This window comes from Acidimicrobiia bacterium (genome assembly GCA_035948415.1).
GTDB lineage: Bacteria > Actinomycetota > Acidimicrobiia > IMCC26256 > PALSA-555 > PALSA-555.
This window is the reverse complement of the sequence record DASZJD010000115.1, coordinates 1-20579: the sequence shown is the minus strand read 5'-3', so window position 1 is coordinate 20579 and position 20579 is coordinate 1. Positions and strand designations below refer to the sequence as shown.

The window sequence follows — 20579 nt, the reverse complement described above, 5'->3', positions numbered from 1 at the left end:
GAAACAAGGGGGACCAGGATGGCGATCAGAGACGAAAGTCGGCTCCGGTACATCGACTCCGACGGGCACATCCTCGAGCCGCCCACGGCGATGCTCGATTTCGCGCCGACCGGGTACCGCGACCGCATCTGGCATACGGAACGCGACGCTGATGGCACTGAGTACACCGTGTGGAACGGTCAGCGAACGCCGTCGACTGGTCTAGCGGGTACAGCTGGCTTCTCCGACGAACAAGTCGAGAAGGTTCGTAACGGCGAACTGACGTACAGCCAGACCCGGCCCTCGGGATGGAAGCCAGCACTGCGTCTGCGGGACTTGGACACGGACGGCATCGACGTTTCGGTGCTGTACCCGACCATGCTGCTCGGCCTCCAGAGCGTGCACGACATCGAGTTCGGGCGAGTGCAAGCGCGCGTGTACAACGACTGGTGCGCCGACCATTTGAAGGAGGGACAGGGCCGTCTGTACGGCGCCGGCGCCCTTCCACCGATGCACGACGCCCTCGACGTCCAGGGTGTGGTCGAGGAGATACATCACGTGGCCGAGTTGCCGGGCATGGTGTCAGTCTTCATGCGCCCGAACCCGACCATCGACTGGCGTTACTTCAACGACCCGGTCTACGACCCAATCTGGTCGGCCTTACAGGACTCTGAGCTCCCCGTGGCGTTCCATCCGTTCCTGGCACCCGACCTCCCCGGCGCCTGCAACGGGCTCAAGCTCGCCCGGATGCGCAACCCCGACGGCAGCTATCAAACCATCGAGGAGTACGAGACGGCCAAGTCGAAGGCAGAGGAGGAACAGGGGACCTTCGTTCCGAACATCTATTTCACCCAGGCGATCGCCAACCCGGTCGATGTGATGAGCGCGATCTGCTACATCACGGCGGGCGGTGTGGCGGAACGCTTTCCGGGCGCGAAGTTCATCTTCCTCGAGGCGAATGGCGGCTGGCTCATCCCGTGGCTCGAGCGGCTCGACCACCATACGAAGAAGTTCAGCTGGGACGTGCCCTGGCTGAAGATGCTGCCGTCGGAGTACTTCCGCCGGCAATGCTGGATCAGCTTCGACCCGGACGAGTCGATGCTCGCGTTCACAGCCAACTCGCCACTGTGCGGTGCCGACCGCATCATCTGGGCGTCCGACTATCCACACCCCGACGCGAAGTTCCCCGGTGTCACCCAGGAACTCACGGAGGCGCTGGCGGGATTGGCATGGGATCAGAAGCGGACGATCACCAGCGAAAGCGCGAGGGCGCTATACGGAATCGACTGATGCGCGCGTGTTCCTGCTCGCGCGGGAGCGATCAGGCGTGTCCACCGGCCTTTCGCATCCACTCCTCGAATTGAGCCCGTAGCTCTTCCGCCCGTAGGGGAGTCTGCACTCCCATATTTCTGCGATTCAGAGGGAAGGCCAGCCGGAGCTTCGCCACCGCCTTGAACGCACCCCATTCCTGACGCTGCCGGACAGCCACGTCGTAACGCGCCTCTCCTTTGAGCGCGACGCGTGCGCTTGCCCCCTTAAGGTCCCAGTCCACGGGGACCACTTCGTCCGCCTTCGGGTCCAGCAGGCGGCGCTCAGCGAGCTGCTGATCGAAGGTCACGGCCCGCCCGTCGGGCGCTCACGGCCCCACCCGCGACGGGTCCGCGAACCCGAGCAGCGCCGAGCGGTCGGCGCGCAGCACGAAACCCGCCCGGATCGCCGCGCCCGCGTCCGCCGTGAACCGGCGCAGGTAGGGGGCGCGGGACGGGTACAGCTGCGCGATGCGCGACGCCGGGAACGGGGTGGTGGAGCCGAGCAGCAGGCAGATCGTGGAGGGGTTCGGCCCCGGGTTCCCTGACAGCGCCGCGACCGGGACGTCCACCGGCGGCGTCCGCACGCCGCCCAGCGCGATCCCGTCCGCGGTCCGCTGGATCTGCGGCCTCGCGCCCGCCACGACATCGATGCGGGCTGCGTGCACCGGCGCCGCCCCCGTGCTGAGCCACGTCTCGAGGGCGTGCAGCGCTGCCTTCGCGACCACGTGCAGCGGCCCGTTGTTCACCGGCACGCCGCAATCGAGGTAGGCGACGTTCGCGCCCAGCAGGTGCGCGTCCGCATGCGCCGTGCCCGGCACCTCCCAGAGCCGGAAGCGGGCGCTGTCCGGCTGGCGGGCCGCGTACGAGTCCAGGATGCTCGCCACGTCCGTCTCCGTCTGCACGTCCATCACCGGCGCCGCCTGGTCGGTACGGAAGATCGACGGCGTGCCGCTGATCGCGTGCGCGATGTCCGCGTACTGCCCCGCGGCGACCAGGGGCAGCCCGATGGCGCCCCGGCTGTGCACGAAGAAGCCGTCGAAGGCGTGCGTCAGCGGCTGCACCCCGTCGTAGTACGTGACCATCGCGAAAGCCGACTGCGACTCCCCCGCCGCGATCAGCCGCTTCGGATGCAAGCCACCCAGCGCGCCGCCCGAGCGGAGCGCCCGCGCCACCTGCGTGAAGATGTCAAACGAGAAGCCGTCCCCCGGGTGCGCCAGCGTTCCGTACCGGGCGGGGTCGATCGCCACCAGCCCCTTCCCCGCCGCCTCCGCGCCCGGGACGTTCACCGTCACCAGCACCGGCCCGCCCACCACGCCGATCCGCTGCGCCGACACCCCCACCCACGCGTCGCCGCGCCGCAGGATCTCCTCGTGCAGCGTCGCCCAGTCCGGGTCGGCGTCCACGCCCCCACTCACGTTCAGCCACTCGACGACGACCGTGCCGCTGAACCGGGCCCGGCTCGCCGGCCGACGCACCAGCACCCGCGTCCGGTATGCGGCCCGCGCGTCCGGTGCGAGCGCCCAGCGGCCGTCGCGACCCAGCGGGCCGCTGGCCAAGTAGGAGGTCGCCGTGCCCGCCGCCGCGTACTCGTGCTGCACGTACGCGGCCCGGGCCAGGTCCACCGGGATCGGGGAGCCGATGAACACCCCCTGCCCGCCGGTCAGCTCCGTCGACACGTCCGCCGCCGGGCCGCTCACGCTCCGGGCCGCGCCGGCCATCGACCGCGGCGGGCCGGAGCCCGTGAAGGCCGCCGTGAGCAACGCCGCGCACAGCGCCAGCAACGCCACGCCCGCCGTCGGGCGGGACCGACTACGGAACCTCACGCTCACACGCCGTCGCGCGCTCAGCTCGTCACCCTCGCGGCCAATGCTCATCACGTCCCCCCGTCCGCGGGTCACCGACCCGTCCTTCCAGTCCAGCCGCGTCCAGCCACCGCGCGAGACCGCGGCCCAAGCAGCATCCTCGCATCGCCCTGCCCGCCCGGCCCGTCGGCACGATGGATACCCAGCTGCGCGGCAGCGTCGGCTCATGCAACGGACTTGGCGCACACTTGAACGGTCGGAGGACGGCCAGACTCACGAGCAGTCCCCAGTCCCACAACCCCGTCGACGCCATCGGGACAACTCCGGTTGACAGCCCCGTCCTCGAGCGAACGTACCTGGAGAGCTTCGCGGCGGGAGGGCAGCTACGGCGGCACTAAGGGTGTCGGCGACACCGAGCGGCAGCAGCGTTGTCTCGCTATCGAGTCTGTCGTCTCGCGCGTTTTGGCCTCTCGATACGGTGCGCCCACTCTCTTGGATCGGAGCCGATCCCTCGTTCCAGGACCTCAAGTCCGTCGGAGATCATGGTCCCGATGTCCCCACCGTCGACGAACCAGCGGGTGTGGGCCGCCTGGATGATGCCCCCGACTGCCGCCGCCAGCATGGTGGGCACCAGAGCGTCACTGGGGAGACTGAGGCGAGAACTGAGGAACTCTACGATGACGCGCTGGCTCTTCAGTTGGATCCCGCCGATGACCCCCTTCAGCACGCTCGGCGTGGCCGCGACGACGGCGATCCAGCATCGAAGCAGCACTGGGTCCTCGGCTGAGATCACCGCCTCGAGCGCAAGGCGCAGCGAGTGCAGCGGAGGGTCGTCGACCGGACGAGCCGACAGCGCTGCTTGGAGCGCTTCGCTGCGTCGATCGATCTTCACCTGAAGCAGGTCTTCCTTCGCGGAAAAGTAGCGGTAGAACGTCCGGACGGAGATGCGCGCTCTCGAGGCCAGCTCCTCGATCGTCACCTCGTCGAAGCCGCGCTCCTCGAACAGTCGAAGCGCGACGGCTTCCAACTCGGAGATCATCATCTCCGAGCGCTTCGCCCTCAGCTGCGCGGTGAGCGACTGGGGAGCCAGCTCCGTCATGTCATTCGGTTCCGATCGCCTCGACGTTGACACCGATGCATCGTCAGCCTAGGGTCTCGCTCTGCCAGCATTGGCATGAAGTGTCAGATGCCCGACCGAGGGCCGGTACTGGTTCGGCGTCTCGTGCGGGTCTGGCGGGCTCGCACGAGCAGCCGCTTTGCGAAAGGCAGAACTCGGTCGCCGGTGCGCCATGCATTCCGCAACCCGGGGCATGGTGCGGGGGAGGTCAGCGGTCATGCGCGTCGGGCGTGAGCGGGCTCGGTGGTTGGCGTGATGGTCACCCGTCGTGGTCGGGCTCGGTTCGCGCTGGTGGCTTCCGTGGGGGTCGCCGCATCACTGTTCGCGGCGTCGGCCAGCTCCGCTAGTGGCACGTCATCGGGAGGGCATCTGGAAGTCAACGTGATGAACGAGCCAGTCAGGGGCGGAGAGCCCGAACTCGCCATCAACGCCGGCAATGCTCAGAACCTGGTGTTCGGCCACACGGTTGTTGGAAACACCTACGCCCAGAACACCCTGGCGGACTCGATACGAGCCGTCAACGGCGGTCTGCAGGTGAGCCACGATGGTGGCAAGACCTGGACAGCTGACCGACCGTTGCACACGAGCGGCTATTCGGAGCCGGCGAACCCGTTCTGGATTGCAAAGGGCCACACCGGGGCTACCGGGCTCAAGCTGACCACAAACGGCGTGGGGGATCCGGTCGAAGCGAGTGGGCCAGACGGGTCGATCTATGCGGGAGGCGTGATCACCGAAGCCAAGCCTCCGGGTCCTGCACCCTTCAATTTCACGGTCCCACAGGGGGCGATCGCGGTGCTCCGCTCCACCGATGGCGGTCGGACCTTCGGCCCGATGAGCGCAGTGTTGACCGACCTGGATCTACAGGGGATGTTCGGTCGGGGGATGCAGCCGATGGCCGAGGGATCGTTCGGTGTCGTCCCGTTCGACCGGCCGTGGATGGTTGTGGACCAGTCCACCGGGGCCGTCTATGTCTCGACGACGGGACATCCGCAGCGCTACGTCGCGGTTTCCCATGACAAGGGTCGAACATGGGGACGAATCGAGGCGCTCGACTGCGACGAGGCGACGCCACCCGACGCCAACCACGATGTCACGTGCAGCACCTATCCCCAGTCAGGTGACGGCAACATCGCGGCCGTTCATGGTGTGCTTGCGGCCGCGTACATCGCCAGTGCCGCCCCGGGCAGCACCTGTCCCTGCGCGGTGTTCGAAACGAGCACCGATGTCGGAGCCCATTGGAATCGCCATGTCGTCGTTGCCAATCTGCCTGCTGGATCGGGTACCTCCGTTGCCGCCGATCCTGCCCATAGAGGCCGCTTCGCCGTCATGGTCCTGCCGGGGCATCAGGTCTCGGGCGGTCTCGCAGGCCTTCCAGCAAGAAAAAACGTCCCACAACAAGTCCAAGTGGCCACGACCAGCGACTCGGGCCGCAATTGGTCAAATCCCACGGCACTAGGAAACGAACCGGTCGCGCACATCACCAATCGCCCCTGGATCGCATACGGCCCAACAGGCGTTCTGGCCGCCCTGTGGCGCAACGCATACCCGCCTTATGACCCGTCGTCGTTCTTGGTGCCCGGCACCCAGAACGTGTTCGCCGCCATCTCGCGCAACAATGGAACAACCTTCAGCGCCCCAGTTCAGCTCAACTCCGCGCCGTCACCCCCGCCGGATCCCACCCAGCTGGCCGAGGATGATGTCTCCTTTGTCGCTGTCACATCGCAGTATGTCTACGGCGCGTGGGGTGACTGGCGAACGACGGCGAAGAACCCGGTAGCGGCCGGATCCTCACCGCCATCGGGCGAGCTCAACTCCTGGATCGCCCGCGTTTCCATCACCAGCTTTTGAGGTCAGCAAGAGCAGCAGGACATGGCCAAAACGCTCGGGAAGTCGTGCCGACGTATCGCAGGCTTCACCCGCTCCGAGACGGCGACCCTGACGAACGGTCCCCTCGCCGGCACCGGCTGCCCAGCTCGAATGGACGCTCGAGAACGATGAAGCGCGACTTGTAGGGGCGGCGCAGGCGCTCGCGAAGGCCCTGGTCACAGGCTCGATATCTGCTCTGACCTGCCCGGACGTTTGTACTCGGTTGTCGTTGGTTTGCAACGTCTTCCAACCTTCCACGGACTTGGCACGGACCCGGGCCGATTCGTCAGCGGCGGTTATCGGGCACCGACAACGTGTCCGCGCTGCCGAGCCCTGTCGAACCGGCCGGCGTTCAGCCGCACCTCCTGACGGAGGACGGGCGCCGACGGCAGCAGGTCCGCTCGCCGCGACGCCACCATGGCGCATGACCCGGTAGCGCCGTCGTGACAGACGCCTATAACGAGCAATCCCATACCCAGCGCTGTGCCATTCGGCCCGAGGCGTTGCACCGAGTCGAGGTGCCCGAGCGACAGGCGCCGAGTTATCAGCTGAAGCCCGCGTCCGAGGTGCGGTGGAGTCTCCACACGCCACGCGGCGTCCCCGACGACGCCGGTTCGACCAACAACATCGAGGGGGGTTTCGCCGTTGAAGGTGGCAGGACACCTCAGCTGGTCGAGGGGGCCGGACCTGGCTGTGCGAAGAGGCCGTTCGACAGCGAATCGACCGGGACCACCGCGAGCTGGTCGCCAGCGATCCCCGCATGGGAAGAGGTGGTGTACGAGTAGGAGGCCAGCAGCCCCTGGAAGCCCGCGTTCTCGAGGTACGTGCGGAGGCTGGTCGCACTCGTCGAGTGGATGCTGTTGGCGGTTGAAGCCAGCATGATGACGGCGTCGTAGGCCTGAGCGAAGGCGACGATCGAGCCGTCGATGCGCCCCGCGTGGAGGTGACGTCGCACGACGTCTCGGAAGCTCCGAACCGCGGGGACCGAGACATCCGGCGTGAGGACGAGCGGCTGGGGCACGACGGCGGCGACCTCGTTCAGCGCCGGCGGTTTCACCGCGTCGACGACGGCCGCATCGGTGGCCGCGGCGGTGGTAACGACCGGTGCGCGCCAACCGAGCTGCGCCCGAGCTGAGAGCACTCGGGTGATGGCGACGGCGTCATTGAGGATGACCACGCCTTGCGGGCCGGTGCTGCGCAGCGTTTCGACTTCGCGGCTCGCGTCCTGGCGTGGCGAGACGGCGACGCGACCCACGACAGACACCCCGAGTCGCCGCGCGGCGCGGGTGAAGGTCGCGACGCTCTGGTCGCCGACCGCACCGGGAGCGGAGACGATTCCCACGCGCGACCAAGACTGCGCGGCGGCGTACTGCGCCATCTTCGTGGCCACCGTGGCGTTCGAGGCGGCAATCGGGAACATCCAGGGATAGTGCGCCGGGCGGAACGTGGCATCAATCCCCGAGAGGCCGCCGGTTGGGATCCCGAGACGTGCCAGCGTCGCTCCGGCGGCCATGATCTGCCCGGGGAGCAACGGACCCACGACATACGTCACCGACTCGTCGTCGACCAGGTCGGAGATGGCCTGCGTCGCGGTGGCCGAATCGCCCCGGTCGTTCTTGTAGAGGAGCTCGAGACACCGGTTGTCGCCAAGGACACCGCCAGCCTTGTTGACGTCATCGACGGCGAGCTCGAGACCCGTGAGGTACTCCCGTGCGAGCGCGGCCGAGGTTCCCGACAGCGGGAGGGTGGCGCCGACCTCGACGACCCGTGAGGTATCGCAGTTGCCCCTGACGCGGACGGTCGCGGTCGCGACGCCGGACTGCGGCCGAGGACTGCACGCGACCAGCAGCACGGCGACGAGCCCGATCGCGACGAGTGCGTGGCAGCTCGTCGCCGGGGCCGTGCCGCGAGCCCGCGGCGACGACGGCTTCGGGCGACCAGGCCGGTCAGTGCGGCGTGGCACCGAGGTACGCCTCCACCACCCGGGGATGGCGGAACACGTCGTCCGGAGAGCCGACGGCGACGATGGAGCCGGTGTCCATCGCCGCGACGCGATCGGCCAACGCACGCACGAGCGCGATGTCGTGTTCGACCACGATGGTGCTGCATCTGAGCCATGCTGTGGTGTCGCGCAGGACGGGCACGAGAGCGAGCGCCTCGCTCTGCGCGGTCCCGGCCGACGGCTCGTCCAGGAGGAGGATGGACGGACGCATCGCGACCAGCACCGCCAGCTCGACCAGGCGGCGCGTGCCGGTCGAGAGGTCGGCGGTCAGGTAGTCACGATAGTCGCCGAGCCCGAACATCTCGATGACCTCGTCGGCCGCTCGCTCGGCTTGACGTTCTGCTCTTCGCACCGTTGGCAGGCCGAGCAAGGAGGCCAGCACCCCCGGCGAGTGCAGCCGCTTCGAGGCCGCGAGCGCGAGCGACTCACCAACGGTCAGGCCGGGCCAGAGCCGGGCTGACTGGAACGAGCGTCCCAACCCCGCCGCCGCCCGCCGATGCGCGGGCCACTCGGTGACGTCGGCGCCGAACATGCGCACGCGGCCGCGATCGGGGGCCAAGTGACCGGAGAGCAACTCGAAGAGGGTCGTCTTGCCGGCGCCGTTCGGGCCGACGAGCCCGAGGATCTCGCCGGCGTGCAGCTCGAGGCTGACGCCGTCGACGGCCGTCACGCCGCCGAACCGCCGTCGCAGTCCGCTCGAGGCGAGCACCACCCCGTCGGGAACGGTGCTCGCCGCGGCGCGGCGCGGGCCCGCATCGACCCGAGTCGGCCCGGCCGGCTCGTCGGAGGGGGCGGGCGGGCGCGCGCCGTCCAGGAACACTGCACGGATCAGATCGTCGCGATCGGCGAGCTCGGACGTCGCGCCCGTGAAGCGCACCTGGCCCCGCTCCATGAAGACGGCGCGGCCCGCAAGCCGCAACGCGAGGTTGACGGACTGCTCGACGAGGATCACCGTCGTGCCGCTCTCGTGGATCGCATCCACGACGTCGATCAGCATGTCGATCACGACGGGCGCGAGACCGAGCGACAGCTCGTCGATCATGAGCAGCCGTGGTCGTGCGAGGAACGCGAGCGCCAGGCTCAGCATCTGCTGCTCCCCGCCGGAGAGACTGCCGGCCGGGACGTCCCAGCGGTCCCGGAGCACCGGGAAGCGCCCCAGCGCCACCTCGGTGACGTCCTCTCGGTCGTGGCCATCGCCGTTGTGCTGCCAGGCCGCGGCCCGCAGGTTCTCCGCCACCGACAGCCCGGCGAAGATGCCCCGTCCACCCGGCACCTGGACGATGCCCCGGCTCACGACCCGAGCGGCGTCGACGGTCGTGATGTCGCGACCGTCGAAGATCACCTCCCCGGCGGTGGCTGTGTTCAGCCCCGAGATGGCCCGGAGGAGGGTGGACTTGCCGGCTCCGTTCGTGCCGAGGATCGCGACGAGCTCCCCGTCGTCGACGTCGAGGTCGACGCCGAAGAGCACTTGGAGGCCGTCGTAGCCCGCGTCGAGGGACCGCACCATGAGCAGCTGGGCCCGCCCGGCGGCACGGCTGCGAAGGATCTCCGCGTCGGCCAGCGCGGTGATCCGCAGCTGCTCGACGTCACGGTTGAGCGACCTGGTCGCCGAGGCCAGGACCCGAGACCCGATGAGCAGCAGGGCGACGTAGACGTAGAACCCGCCTCGGTACCCGGCGAGCCCGTTCACGGTCGAGATCAGTGACAACCCCGCCGGCGCGATGACCCCGACGCCGAAGCCGAACCACAACGAGGTCAACGCGAAGGCGAGGGGGACCATGCGCGGCGGTGCCGCGACGGACACCGCCGTATAGATGGATGCGAGCAACCAGGCGGCCGCAAGCCCGTAGGTGAACTGCGCGCCGGCCGCCCACGCCACGTTCGGCGCCAACGCCATCGCCGCGAGGCAGGCCGCGGCGCCGACGGCCGCGTACGACACGAGCCGCACCGCCCGCCCGAGGTCCCTCGCCATGAGCCGCGGCACGACGATGAGGCCCACGACGAGGCCCACGAAGGTGCTGGGCTCGACCAGAGCAAAGACCAGCGCTCGACCGCCGGCGCTCAAATGGAAGACGTTGCGGTACAGCAGGTCCGCGAAGTGGCGCATGCCCACGATCAGCACCGCCAAGAATGGGAGGGAGTAGTAGAGGCGTCGGATCGACGGCTTGGCGAACAGCACCCGGATCGCCTCGGCGAACGAGGGCGGTTCCTCGGCATCGGCTCGGGGCGCTCCGGCCCACTCGCGACTGGTCGGGCCTCGCACCAGCAGACCGAGCGCAACAAGCACGAGCGTCGGGACGGCGAGGACCAGGAAGGGGACCTGCCAGCGGTAGAAGATCTCGAGGGCGCCGACGAGCGCGGGGCCGAGGGCGAGCGCGCCCGCGATCCCGGCCCGTTGGATGAAGTGAACGCGGGGACGGACCTCCGGCGGGTAGTGGTCGGCGAGCAGGCTGTTCTGCGTCGAGGTGAACGCCCAGCCGGCGACGGCGACGGCGGCGGTGGCGACGTCGAGCAGCACGACGCTCTGCGCGCGCCCGGCGACGACGACCAGGACGGAGCAGACGGCGACGAGCCCCATCCCCGCGCACAGCAGTCGCATGCGGCGGACCCGGTTGGCGAGCCCGCCGATCCCGACGTCGAGCAGTAGCCCGACCTGGATGCCGACCACGGCGATGGTCGACACGAAGAACAGCCCCGAGTGGAAGCTGCCCCGCAGGTCCGGCAGGAGCAGGACGAGCGCGAGGGCGTTGAGCTGGGCCATCGCGGCGAGCCCGGTCACGACGATCAGCGGGAGGAGCGCGCGCCCGGTGCTCCGCGGCCCGCGGCTCGCCGCCGGGTCGGCCGAGCCGTCGGCGGTGGCACCGGGCTGACTCCCGTCGGGTGTGGGGCCGCCCGTCAAGCGCCCGACCGGTTGGCGAGGCCCGGTTCGGCTCGGGTCCCGCGGGCTCGACCGTTGGGCGTCCTCGAGGATGGCGGTCGCGCCGCGGTCCTGACCGCTCGGCTCCGCCGCCGGCACGACGGCACCGGAGAGCGGGATGTTCTTGCGTCGCGCGAGCTCGCGCAGCAGCCGGTCGCGGAGCTGGTACAGCAGACCGCCGAGCCCTTCGGGGAGGACGATGAGCAGGATCAGGATCCCGAGCCCGCTCGCGACCAGGCTGAACCCGCCGTGGAGGTAGTACTGCGTGCCCCAGACGTAGATGGCGCCGATGACCACCCCCGGCAGCGACCCCGCCCCGCCGACCACCACCATCAGGAACAAGGCGATGCTGATGTCGGCGTTGAACGAGCCGCTGTTCACACCCCGTTGGTGCACGACGAAGATGGCACCGGCGAACCCGGCGATCCCACCGGAGATCAGGAAGGCGGTCAGCTTCATCCTGGTCGTGTTGAGCGCGGCGGCGCTCGTTGCCGCCTCGTTGTCGCGCGTTGCGATCAGGGCTCGACCGATTCGGCTCCGTCGAAGCGACCGGACGGCGAGCATCACCACCAGGAACGAGACCAGGCACAGGTAGTAGATCTGCCAGTCGGCGTCGAGCACGTTGGCGCCGAGGATCGTGGGCCGGCTGATCTGGACGGTCACGAACCATGGCAGGTTGGCGGGATTGAGGAAGTAGGTGGAGACGCCCAACGCGAAGGCCAGTGTCGTGACGGCGAGGAACGGACCCTGGATCCGGAGGGCGGGCACGCCGATCAAGAGCGCGGTCAGCGCGCCAACCACCACGCCCGCGGCGAGGGCCAGGAGGAAGTCCCAACCGTGGCGTTGGAACAGCACGGCCGTCGTGGCGCCGCCGACACCGGCCAGCGCGAACTGGCCGAGGGAGATCTGCCCGGCCCAGCCAGTGAGGACGAGCAGCGACAACCCGACGATGGCGTAGATGAGGATCAGCGCCGCGAGGTAGGTCTGGCTGCCGCTGAGGACCGCGGGGAGCGCCGCGGCGGCTGCGAGCAGCCCGAGCTTGATGACCCGCCCCGACCAGCGGACCTCGCCGAGCTGGGCCAGCTGTCGGGGGATCGGTCGAACCGCGGCGATGTCTCGCCAGGTCGATCCGAGCGCGTTGCTCACGCGCCGGTAGGCGTCCCGCTGGGCGAGGAGGGCGACGACGATGACGAGGGCGAGCGTGGCGTCGACGAACGTCGTGTTCGCGAACGTCCAGGTGACGAGGGACTGATAGATGCCGATGGCGATGGCGGCCACCGCGGTGCGCGGCATGCTCTCCATCCGGCCGATGACCGCCGCGGCCAGCGTGAAGAGCAGCAGCTCGTCGCCGCCACCCGACACGGTCTGGAAGCCGCCGAACCCGAGGACCGGCACCCGCAACAGGACCGCCGCCGCCGAGAGAACCGCGGCCAGGCACCACACGATCGTGTCGAGGCGCGGCACGGGAATACCGAGCAGCATCGCCCGATCGCCGTTGTCTGCCGCGGCTCGGATGGCCACGCCGTACTTCGAGTAGCGCAGGAACAACGTGAGCGCCACGACGAAGGCGGCCGCCCCGACGAGCGCCACGACGTCGTTGCCCATGAAGATGACGGGGTAGATCGAGAAGTGCGCGTTGAGCGGCGTGTTGAAGGACTGGTTGCGCGTCGCGGTGAGACAGGCTTGGTTCTTGGCCGGGTCACAGAACCAGAGGGGAACGATCGTCGCCAGGCCGGTGAGCGTCTGCGCGAGCGCGATCGTGGCGACGGTCAGGATCAGCCGTGAGCTCTTGCGAAAGTGCCGCGGCAGGAGGCTGATGAGGGCCCCGAGGACGATCGCGGCAGCGATCCCGGCGAGGCACGAGAGGACGTAGCTGACGCCGTACGTGACGTGCAGCTCGATGGCGAGGATGGCCGCGACGACGCCCAGCTGAGCCTGGGCGAAGTTGATGATGCGGTTCGCCCGGTACACGAGCACGATCCCGATCGCCACCAGCGCGTACAGCGACCCGTAGATCACGCCGAGCACGACGATCCCGGGCGGCAGGCCCTTCGCCAACACGCGGGCGAGGACCGCCCAGAGGATCAGCGTCCCGGCGACCCATGCCGCCACCCGTCCGGCGGTCGCGGGCAAGCCCGTCGGCAGGCCGCCCCGACGTCGGACCGGCGGTGGGCAGACACCCGGCCCATCGGCGTCGGCGCGCGTGATCGCCATGCGCTATTCGGTCGGCCCGTCGGGGGCGACTCCGCTCCCACCTGGCGCGGCATCCGCAGACCGATACCGGTCGCGCAGAACCCGCCGGTACAGCTTCCCGCTGTCGTGACGGGGGACGGCGTCGATGAAGTCGATCGCCCGCGGGCACTTGTATCCCGCGAGCCGCCGGCGGCAGAACTCGATGAGCTCGGCGGCCAGCGTCGGCGAGGCCTGGATACCTGGCGCGACCTGGACGACGGCGAGTACCTCTTCGCCCCACTCCTCGCTCGGCCGGCCGATGGTGGCGACGTCGCCGACGGCGGGGTGCAGGAGCAGCACGCCGTCGACCTCCGACGGCGCGATGTTGACGCCGCCCGAGATGATGAGGTCAGCGCTGCGATCCGTGAGGTAGAGGTAGCCGTCGTCGTCGATGTAGCCGACGTCGCCCAGCGTGAAGCGATCACCGCGATACGCCGCGGCAGTCTCGCGCTGGGCCTTGTGGTACGTGAAGCGGGCCGACGATGGTGCCTTGAGGTAGATCAGGCCGACCTGGTTCGGGCCCAACGGCCGGCCCGAGTCGTCGCCGATGATGATCTGCCCGGGTGGGAGGACCTGGCCGACGGTCCCCGGCTTGGCGAGCCACGTCGGCGAATCGACGAAGGTGCCGATGCCCTCGGTGGCGGCGTAGTACTCGTGGACGATCGGCCCCACCCACTCGATGAACGCGCGCTTGATCGGCACCGGGCACGGCGCCGCACCGTGCATGACGTGGCGCAGCGAGCGGAGGTCGTACTTCGCTCGGACGTCCTCGGGGAGGGCCAGGAGCCGGTGGAACATCGTGGGCACCAGGTGCGTGTGCGTGACGCGGTGCTGGTCAACGAGCGCCAGGGTCGCCTCGGCCTCCCAGCCGTTCATCAACACGACCGAGGCACCCATCCCCAAGGGGATGCTCAGGGAGAAGGCGAGCGGCGCCGCGTGATACAGCGGCCCGGTGCAGAGGTGAACTGAGCGCCCCGGCTCGTACCCGAAGAGGTTCGACGCCAGGGCGGCGCTTGCGATCGCGGCCGCCGCCTCGGGCGGCCGGTACACGCCCTTCGGGCGGCCCGTCGTCCCGGACGTGTAGAGCATCGTCGATCCAATGGTGGGATCGTCGATGTCGTCGACGTCCTCGCCAGCCAGGGCTTCCTCGTACGGGTCGAAGCCCGGAATGTCGCCACCGACGGCGAGTCCGAACTGCACGCGAGCCCGGCGGGCGGCCTCCGCCGCGACGTCGCCGAGGCTCCGGTCGGCAATGACGGCGCGGGCGTCGCAGTCCTCGACGATGTAGCCAGCCTCGTCGGCGGTGAGGTGCCAGTTGACCGTCGTCAGGCGCAGGCCCGCTCGCTGTCCCGCGGCGACCGCCTCGACGAACTCCGGGCGGTTCGGGCACAGGAGCGCGACGGCGTCGCCCGTGCTGAGGCCACGCCGGCGCAGGGCGCGCGCGAGCTGGTTCGCCCTGGCGTTGAGCTCGCCGAAGGTCCGGGTGCCGGCGTCGGCGATGATCGCCTGGGCGTCCGGCTGCCGGTCAGCCCAGAACGACAGCGTGAGTCCCTGGCGCGCCGAGTCCGCCAGCCCGGGCGGCACCGGGCGATCGGTCACCGGATGATCATGCTGCCTGCAGCCCGTCGAGGAACTCGACGATCGCGCCCCGAAACGACGGGGCGCTCACCGCAGTGATGTGGTTGCCGGGGACGATGCGCACGACGGCGCCGGGGATGCGGTCGGCGAGCTGCTGGGGCGAGCCAAGCAGCGCGTCGCGGTCGCCGATCAGCACGAGGGTCGGCACCGTGATGTCCGGGAACGTGCCGGGCTGGCGTCGGTTCGGCGCCCGCTGAATCGCCGCCAGCGCCGGACGATCGGCGCCCATGCGGTCGGCGAATCGCCGGAAGTCCCGTCCCACCGGGTCCGTGATGCTGGACGGATCGTCCGTCAGGAGCGCGGCCGCGATACGGGCGCCGTTCGCCGGGGGCGGACCCTGGAGGGCGCGAACGCCGATCCCGCCCAGCACGAGCGCGCGGGCCCGGGGCTCTCGAGGCACAAGCCGCGAGGCCACCATCGACCCCATCGAGTAGCCGACCACGTCCACCTCCGTTATCGCCAGATGGTCGAGCAAGGCCCGAGCGTCGTCGACCATCGCCGCCCCGGCGTACCTCGCCGGGTCCGTCGGCTTCTCCGACGCGCCGTGGCCACGCGCGTCGGCGGCGACCACGCGGCGGCCCGAGCCGACGAGCGCGTCAACCACGCCCGGCGCGACCCAGTTCGCGCGGTGGTCGGCCGCGAAGCCGTGCAGCAGAAGCACCGCCGGACCCGCGCCGTCGTCGAGGTAGGCGATCTCGGTGTCGTCGAACGAGCGGAAGTGTCGCATCGCGTCTCCTCGAGACATCGTCGTCGACCTCCCGCGCTCGATCCGATCCGCGTCAGTGGCCGGTGAACAGGGGCGGGAGCTGGGTGGGCCATTCACCCAGGGTGAACCGCTTCCCGGAGAACGCCTCGACGTAGGTGCCCGGCTTGCCGTTGAGCGGCGATGTCGCGTTGCCGTCCCAGTACACGAAGCGGGCGTCGCTCACCCGCGTGTGGTCGCCGGTCGGTTGCCCGTTGGGCCCGTCCCGGAAGTTCCAGTGGCCGTACTCAAACCGTGGAGCACCGAGTGTCGCCAGCGCGTGCGTGCCCCTCGCCAGGTTGCCGGGCGTGAGGTTCGGCCCGGCGGCCTGCAACTGATCGAACACCTGGACCATCTGGCCGTAGTTCCCGTCGGTGCCGGGCGGGATCTCGTGTCCGGTGAGCTTCTGGTACAGCTTGCCGGCCAGCGAGTTGGGACCGGTCGTCTCCACCGACGGTGACGCCTCACTCAGGCCGAACAGGTGACCGGTGACCTCGCTCGGGTCGTACGTCTGGGCCGACTGGTCGAGGTCCGTGAGCGCGACGCCGTTGAGGAGCCACTCGGGGTGGTAGTTCTGCGCCACGGCTTCCTTCGTCAGGGCCAGGGCCGAGAACGGGTCGCAGGCGAGCACGACGGTGGTGACCCCCGCGGCCTTGAACTGGATCATGGCCTGCTGGGCCGATTGCTGGAACGTCGAGATGTCGAGGTCGTACTTGAAGCTCGTGCTCACCGCGCTCGCCGGCACGTGGTACTTGGTGGTGATCTGGTGGCCGAAGCTGCTGCTCGCGCCGGCGTTGCAGCGCAGGTACTGCGGCGCGTTGGCCACGTAGACGCCGAACTTGCGGGTGTGGGTCTTGAGACTGGCGTCACCCGCGTAGATCGCCGGCTTCCCGGCCAGCATCTTGCCGAAGGCCTCCGCGGTCTGGTTCGCGATGCGATCGCAGTCCATCGTCTCGCTCCAGACGTACGGGTTCTGGCTCTGGAAGGTCGCCTCGTCGAAGTATGGGTTGCCGCCGAACTCCAAGAGCTTCTGCTGGGACGCGCAGAGCGAGAACGGTCCGGTTCCCCCGCCCACGAACGTGTCGTTGAGAAAGAAGCCGACCTCGCCGAACGCGTGCATCTGGTTGGCGATGGTGTCGGCATCCGCGCAGGCCTGGGCCTGGCCCTGGCCGAGCGATTCCGCGGTGGCATCGCCGGTCGCGGTCACCTTCTTGAGCACGACATGGCGTCCGTAGAGGTTGTAGACGGAGTTGAAGTAGTTCAAGAAGACCTGCTGGACCTGGTCGGTGACCTGAGGCAGCGCCGCGCCGGCGTTCTTGGCCTGGGCCGCGACCTGCGCCGTGTTGGCGGTCGAAGGGAACTCGCGCTGGGCGAGCGTGATCGTCGTGGCGGTCACGCCGTTGGAGGTCGCGCCACCGTTGCTGCCCTTGATCAGCGGCACGCAGGGAAGGGCGTACGACGACGGGAACTGCGGGGTCGACGCCGTGCAGGCGGTCTTGTTCACTGTCGTCCCCGTGCCAGCCTGGAGGTTCCCCGACGCGGGGTACTTCCACGGGAACGGGCCCTCGCCGGCGTTGCTCGCGGCGCTGGCCGCGGTGAGCCCACCGAAGGCTCCCACGGCCAGCACGGTGATCCCCACGACGCTGCGCGACGCGGGGCGGCGAGTCCACCTGGCCGCCGCGGCCCGAATGGCTCGCGACGCTGAGCCTCGATCAGCACCGCTCTGTGACCGACCGAGCATCTGCTTCCCCCCTTCTGCTGCGGACCGCCCCCGACGAGCTCTACGTCGAGAGCACTCGCTGATGTTCCATGCCTAGCAGCTCGGCCAGGTTGTGCGAGTAGAAGCGAGCCTGGTCGGCCTCGCTCGTCCCCGCGAGCGCCTCCTCGAACTTCGCCAGCGGGTCCCGACCACCCTCGGGGTGCGGGTAGTCGGTGGAGAACATGAACAACTCGGCGCCCGCCTGCTCGATCATCCAACCGACCGGCTCGCCCGGGTACGGCGTGAACTTCAGGTGCCGCCGCACGTACTCGGACGGCGCAAGCTCGAGTCGCTGCAGCGGCGCCTCGGTCCGCTTGAACGCTCGCCGGCCGTAGTCAAGGTGGCGCAGCCACGACACGACCCACCCGGCGCCCTGCTCGATGCACCCGCCGCGCAGAGACGGGAAGCGGTCGAAGAGGCCATCGAAGATCAGCACCCCGAGGAACAGCTCGGGTGAGTGTGGAATCGCGAGAAAGTCCTTCGACCGGACGTTCTCGCCCCCGCCCAGATGATCGGGCACGGGCATCTCGTTGTTGTGGAAGGCGCGATCCAGCAGCCGCCCTCCGCCGCCCACATGCAGCACGAAGGGGACGTTCGCCTCGCTCAACAGGCCCCAGAACGGGTCGAGGTCGGGATGGGTCGGCGCCCGGTCGCCGGCCGCGGTGGAGGGAACCATGATCGCCTTGCACCCGGCGTCGATCGCCTCACGAGCCGTTGTCGTCGCGCGCTGCGGATCGACGAGCGGCACGAAGCCGACGGCGAAGAGCCGTTCGTCGGTCGAGCAGAAGTCGGCCATGGCCAGGTTCTGGGCTCGACTGCCACCGTAGAGGCGCTCGAGGTCCCGGCCGGTGAACATCGCGGTCGCGAACGTCGCGAAGACCAGCTGGCCTCCGAAGCCGAAGAGGTCCAGCACGCGGCCTCGCTCGCTCGGGTCGAACGCGCCCATCGCGGTCCAGCCCTTGTCGCGCAGCAGTCGTTCCTCCGCGGCGGCGGCCGCCGCCGGGTCTGCGCGCCGGGCGTCCGACCGCGTCACCGCGTCATCGAGGACAGATCCGAGGGCCTCGATCCCCTCACGTCGGAGCCGTTGGCGAAGCGCCGGGTCGATGAACTCGTCGAGGAAGCCGGCGAGCTCCATCACGTGGCTGTCCGCGTCCAGGATCTCCCTCGAGCCGGCGTAGGTCATGGTCGCTCCCCTATCCACTTGCCAGCCACCGCCGGAGGTGACACTGTGTCACCGCCTGGGTGACAGAGTGTCACCTGGCCCCGGAGACCGCAACCCCATGGAGACCGCGCCACACGAGGTCGACCGCGGGATGTCCTTCGACGTCCCGAGCCCGCGCCTCCGGCGGGCCGAGCGCTACGACGTGCTCGTGGACGCCGCGGCCGAGCTGGTCGCCGAGCACGACGTCGAGGCGGTGTCGATGGAGGCCGTGGCAGCCCGCGCCGGCGTGAGCCGACCGCTGGTGTACAAGCACTTCCCGAACCGCCACGAGCTGCTGGCAGCGGTGTACCGGCGTGAGGCCGTAACCCTCGACGCCGAGATCGTGCAAGCAGTGCAGACCGCCAAAGGCTTCGAGCCGATCGTGCGAACGCTGATCCGCGGCGTGCTGTCGGGCGCCAGGTCGCGTGGCGAGACCTTCGCGCGGCTCCAGCGAGCGGGGGCCCGTGACGCCACCCTTCGCCGGGAGCAGCGTCAGCGCGACGGACGAACGGTCCGATACTTCGCCCGGCTCGCCGCCGAGGAGTTCGAACTCTCCGAACCACGCGCCCGGGCCGCGGTGCGTGTGCTCCTGACGGGTATCGACTCGGTGCTCGCCCAGTGGCACGCGCACCCCACCGTCGAGCAGGAGCGCCTGCTCGAGAACGTGTACGTCGGCCTCGTCCTAGGCGGTCTGCGCCAGCTCGCAAACCAGCCCACCGACGCAGCCGCTGAAACCGCGCGTCCACGACGACAGACCCAGGAAGGGGACTCGAAACCTTGACCTGCTCATTACGAGCAAGCAGACGCTGACCGCTGTGCTAGGAGCTGGCATCTCCGTGGTGGCCGGAGTTCCTGAGCGGCGTGATTATCGGGCCGGACAACGCGTGGCATCCCGCTGAATGCTCCGACGCAGGCAGTCGAAACTCGTGGTCGTGTGAGGGTGGGGTCGCATTGACCGGCGGCACCATTCTTGCGAGCGATGGGTTCTACTGGCTCGATCCGGCTGTTGCCTCATCATCGCCCTGGTGATCGGTTATCGAACCCTGGTCCTGCTCACGCCGCGGCCTTCGCTCGTCGAACCGGGGGAAGCTCAGAGATCCTGGTGCGGGCGACGGCGGTTGTCATAGCTGACGTAGGTGCGAAGCACGCGTTCGAGGTGGCGCTCGTTGACGATCGGCAGGTGGTCGAGGCACTCGTTGGGTATGGAGCGGACGAATCGCTCGGCGTGCGCGTTGGCATTTGGGGCCTGAGGCGGCCTCTTGATCGCCGCAATCGAAGGTAATGAAGATGACCGACTCGAAGACCGACGAACGTGGCGCCTTGTTCGTGACAGCGAATTCTGAAGACCCGCGCTTCAATCAGCCGTACGTAGATGTCCGGGAGTGGCGCGATGAGCCGGCCGACGCCCCGGTGTTCCCCGGGGGCATCACGACGCAGCGCGGCGGCGCTGCGCCCGTCAAGGCGCGTCATCTCTACGTCCACGGAGGGTTCACGGGCACCGACGCCAAGTTCTCGTTCTGCTTCCCGCCGGAAGAGGAGTACGAAGGCCGCTTCTTTCAAGCGACCCATCAGTTGCTCGCCGGCGAGGAGGCCACGCCACGCAACATCGCGTTCGCCCTTGCGAGTGGCGGCTACTCGGTGCAGACGAACATGGGCGGCGTCGACAACCCTCGTACAGCGGCGGAGTCGGCCAGCGGCCACTTCGACACCACGATTCGAGGTTACCGGGTCAACGCTGCGGCCGCGAAGTTCTCTCGCGTGGTGGCGGCCGAGATCTACGGCCCGCATCGCACCTACGGGTATCTCTACGGCGGGAGCGGCGGCGCCTACCAAACGGTCACCAGTGCGGAGATGACGACCGGCGTGTGGGACGGGTTCGTTCCCTACGTCATGGGCTCGCCGCAATCCATCCCCAATTGCTTCACGGTGCGCGTCAACGCTCTCCGCGTGCTGAAGGACAAGTGGCCGTCGATCATCGATGCGATCGAGCCGGGCGGAAGCGGTGACCCCTACG

13 protein-coding genes are annotated in these 20579 nt (G+C 69.2%); 4 read left to right on the top strand and 9 right to left on the bottom strand.

Translation table 11 applies throughout. The features are described from left to right. Positions 1–18: 18 nt before the first annotated feature. Positions 19–1269: an amidohydrolase family protein gene (locus tag VG869_15745; protein ID HEV3452637.1), complete on the top strand. Its 1251-nt coding sequence runs from the start codon at positions 19–21 to the stop codon at positions 1267–1269. 31 nt (positions 1270–1300) lie between these two features. Here the strand turns inward: VG869_15745 and VG869_15740 are convergent, their stop codons facing one another. The 3 genes from VG869_15740 to VG869_15730 form a co-directional block, all read right to left on the bottom strand. Continuing rightward, the gene (locus VG869_15740) at positions 1301–1597 is read right to left on the bottom strand and encodes a hypothetical protein (GenBank protein HEV3452636.1); all 297 of its coding nucleotides are present in this window, start codon (positions 1595–1597) and stop codon (positions 1301–1303) included. A gap of 18 nt (positions 1598–1615) precedes the next feature. After that, positions 1616–3076: an alpha/beta hydrolase domain-containing protein gene (locus VG869_15735; protein HEV3452635.1), complete on the bottom strand. Its 1461-nt coding sequence runs from the start codon at positions 3074–3076 to the stop codon at positions 1616–1618. A 451-nt stretch (positions 3077–3527) separates the two neighbouring features. Further along, positions 3528–4190 (bottom strand): TetR family transcriptional regulator, encoded by a 663-nt coding sequence (locus VG869_15730; GenBank protein ID HEV3452634.1) that lies wholly within the window; start codon positions 4188–4190, stop codon positions 3528–3530. 261 nt (positions 4191–4451) lie between these two features. Between VG869_15730 and VG869_15725 the strand changes: the two genes are divergently transcribed. Then, positions 4452–6056, top strand: coding sequence for a sialidase family protein (locus VG869_15725; protein ID HEV3452633.1), 1605 nt, complete (start codon positions 4452–4454; stop codon positions 6054–6056). A gap of 682 nt (positions 6057–6738) precedes the next feature. On the opposite strand, the gene VG869_15720 is transcribed toward VG869_15725, so the two are convergent. From VG869_15720 to VG869_15695, 6 genes are all read right to left on the bottom strand, one after another. Further along, complete coding sequence (locus tag VG869_15720) at positions 6739–8037, bottom strand: ABC transporter substrate-binding protein (protein ID HEV3452632.1); 1299 nt, start codon at positions 8035–8037, stop codon at positions 6739–6741. Continuing rightward, complete coding sequence (locus VG869_15715; GenBank protein ID HEV3452631.1) at positions 8021–13207, bottom strand: MFS transporter; 5187 nt, start codon at positions 13205–13207, stop codon at positions 8021–8023. Before VG869_15715 ends, VG869_15720 begins: the two co-directional genes overlap by 17 nt. 3 nt (positions 13208–13210) lie before the next feature. After that, entirely contained in the window at positions 13211–14824 is a 1614-nt protein-coding gene (locus tag VG869_15710) for an AMP-binding protein (protein HEV3452630.1), read from the bottom strand. A 7-nt stretch (positions 14825–14831) separates the two neighbouring features. Then, positions 14832–15590: an alpha/beta hydrolase gene (locus VG869_15705; GenBank protein HEV3452629.1), complete on the bottom strand. Its 759-nt coding sequence runs from the start codon at positions 15588–15590 to the stop codon at positions 14832–14834. A gap of 52 nt (positions 15591–15642) precedes the next feature. Then, complete coding sequence (locus VG869_15700) at positions 15643–17244, bottom strand: hypothetical protein (GenBank protein HEV3452628.1); 1602 nt, start codon at positions 17242–17244, stop codon at positions 15643–15645. 142 nt (positions 17245–17386) lie between these two features. Beyond that, positions 17387–18547, bottom strand: coding sequence for an amidohydrolase family protein (locus tag VG869_15695; protein HEV3452627.1), 1161 nt, complete (start codon positions 18545–18547; stop codon positions 17387–17389). Positions 18548–18644: 97 nt separating this feature from the next. Here VG869_15695 and VG869_15690 point away from each other — a divergent pair, with 97 nt between their 5' ends. Beyond that, complete coding sequence (locus tag VG869_15690) at positions 18645–19346, top strand: helix-turn-helix domain-containing protein (GenBank protein ID HEV3452626.1); 702 nt, start codon at positions 18645–18647, stop codon at positions 19344–19346. A 506-nt stretch (positions 19347–19852) separates the two neighbouring features. Continuing rightward, positions 19853–20579 (top strand): hypothetical protein (locus VG869_15685; GenBank protein ID HEV3452625.1); only part of this gene is annotated, 727 nt, incomplete at its 3' end.

Bases quoted from the DNA above. Each gene is read 5' to 3' on its own strand.
- VG869_15745 (HEV3452637.1), top strand. From the start codon at position 19: ATGGCGATCAGAGACGAAAGTCGGCTCCGGTACATCGACTCCGACGGG.
- VG869_15715 (HEV3452631.1), bottom strand. From the start codon at position 13,207: ATGGCGATCACGCGCGCCGACGCCGATGGGCCGGGTGTCTGCCCACCG.
- VG869_15705 (HEV3452629.1), bottom strand. From the start codon at position 15,590: ATGCGACACTTCCGCTCGTTCGACGACACCGAGATCGCCTACCTCGAC.
- VG869_15690 (HEV3452626.1), top strand. From the start codon at position 18,645: ATGGAGACCGCGCCACACGAGGTCGACCGCGGGATGTCCTTCGACGTC.
- VG869_15730 (HEV3452634.1), bottom strand. From the start codon at position 4,190: ATGACGGAGCTGGCTCCCCAGTCGCTCACCGCGCAGCTGAGGGCGAAG.
- VG869_15695 (HEV3452627.1), bottom strand. From the start codon at position 18,547: ATGACCTACGCCGGCTCGAGGGAGATCCTGGACGCGGACAGCCACGTG.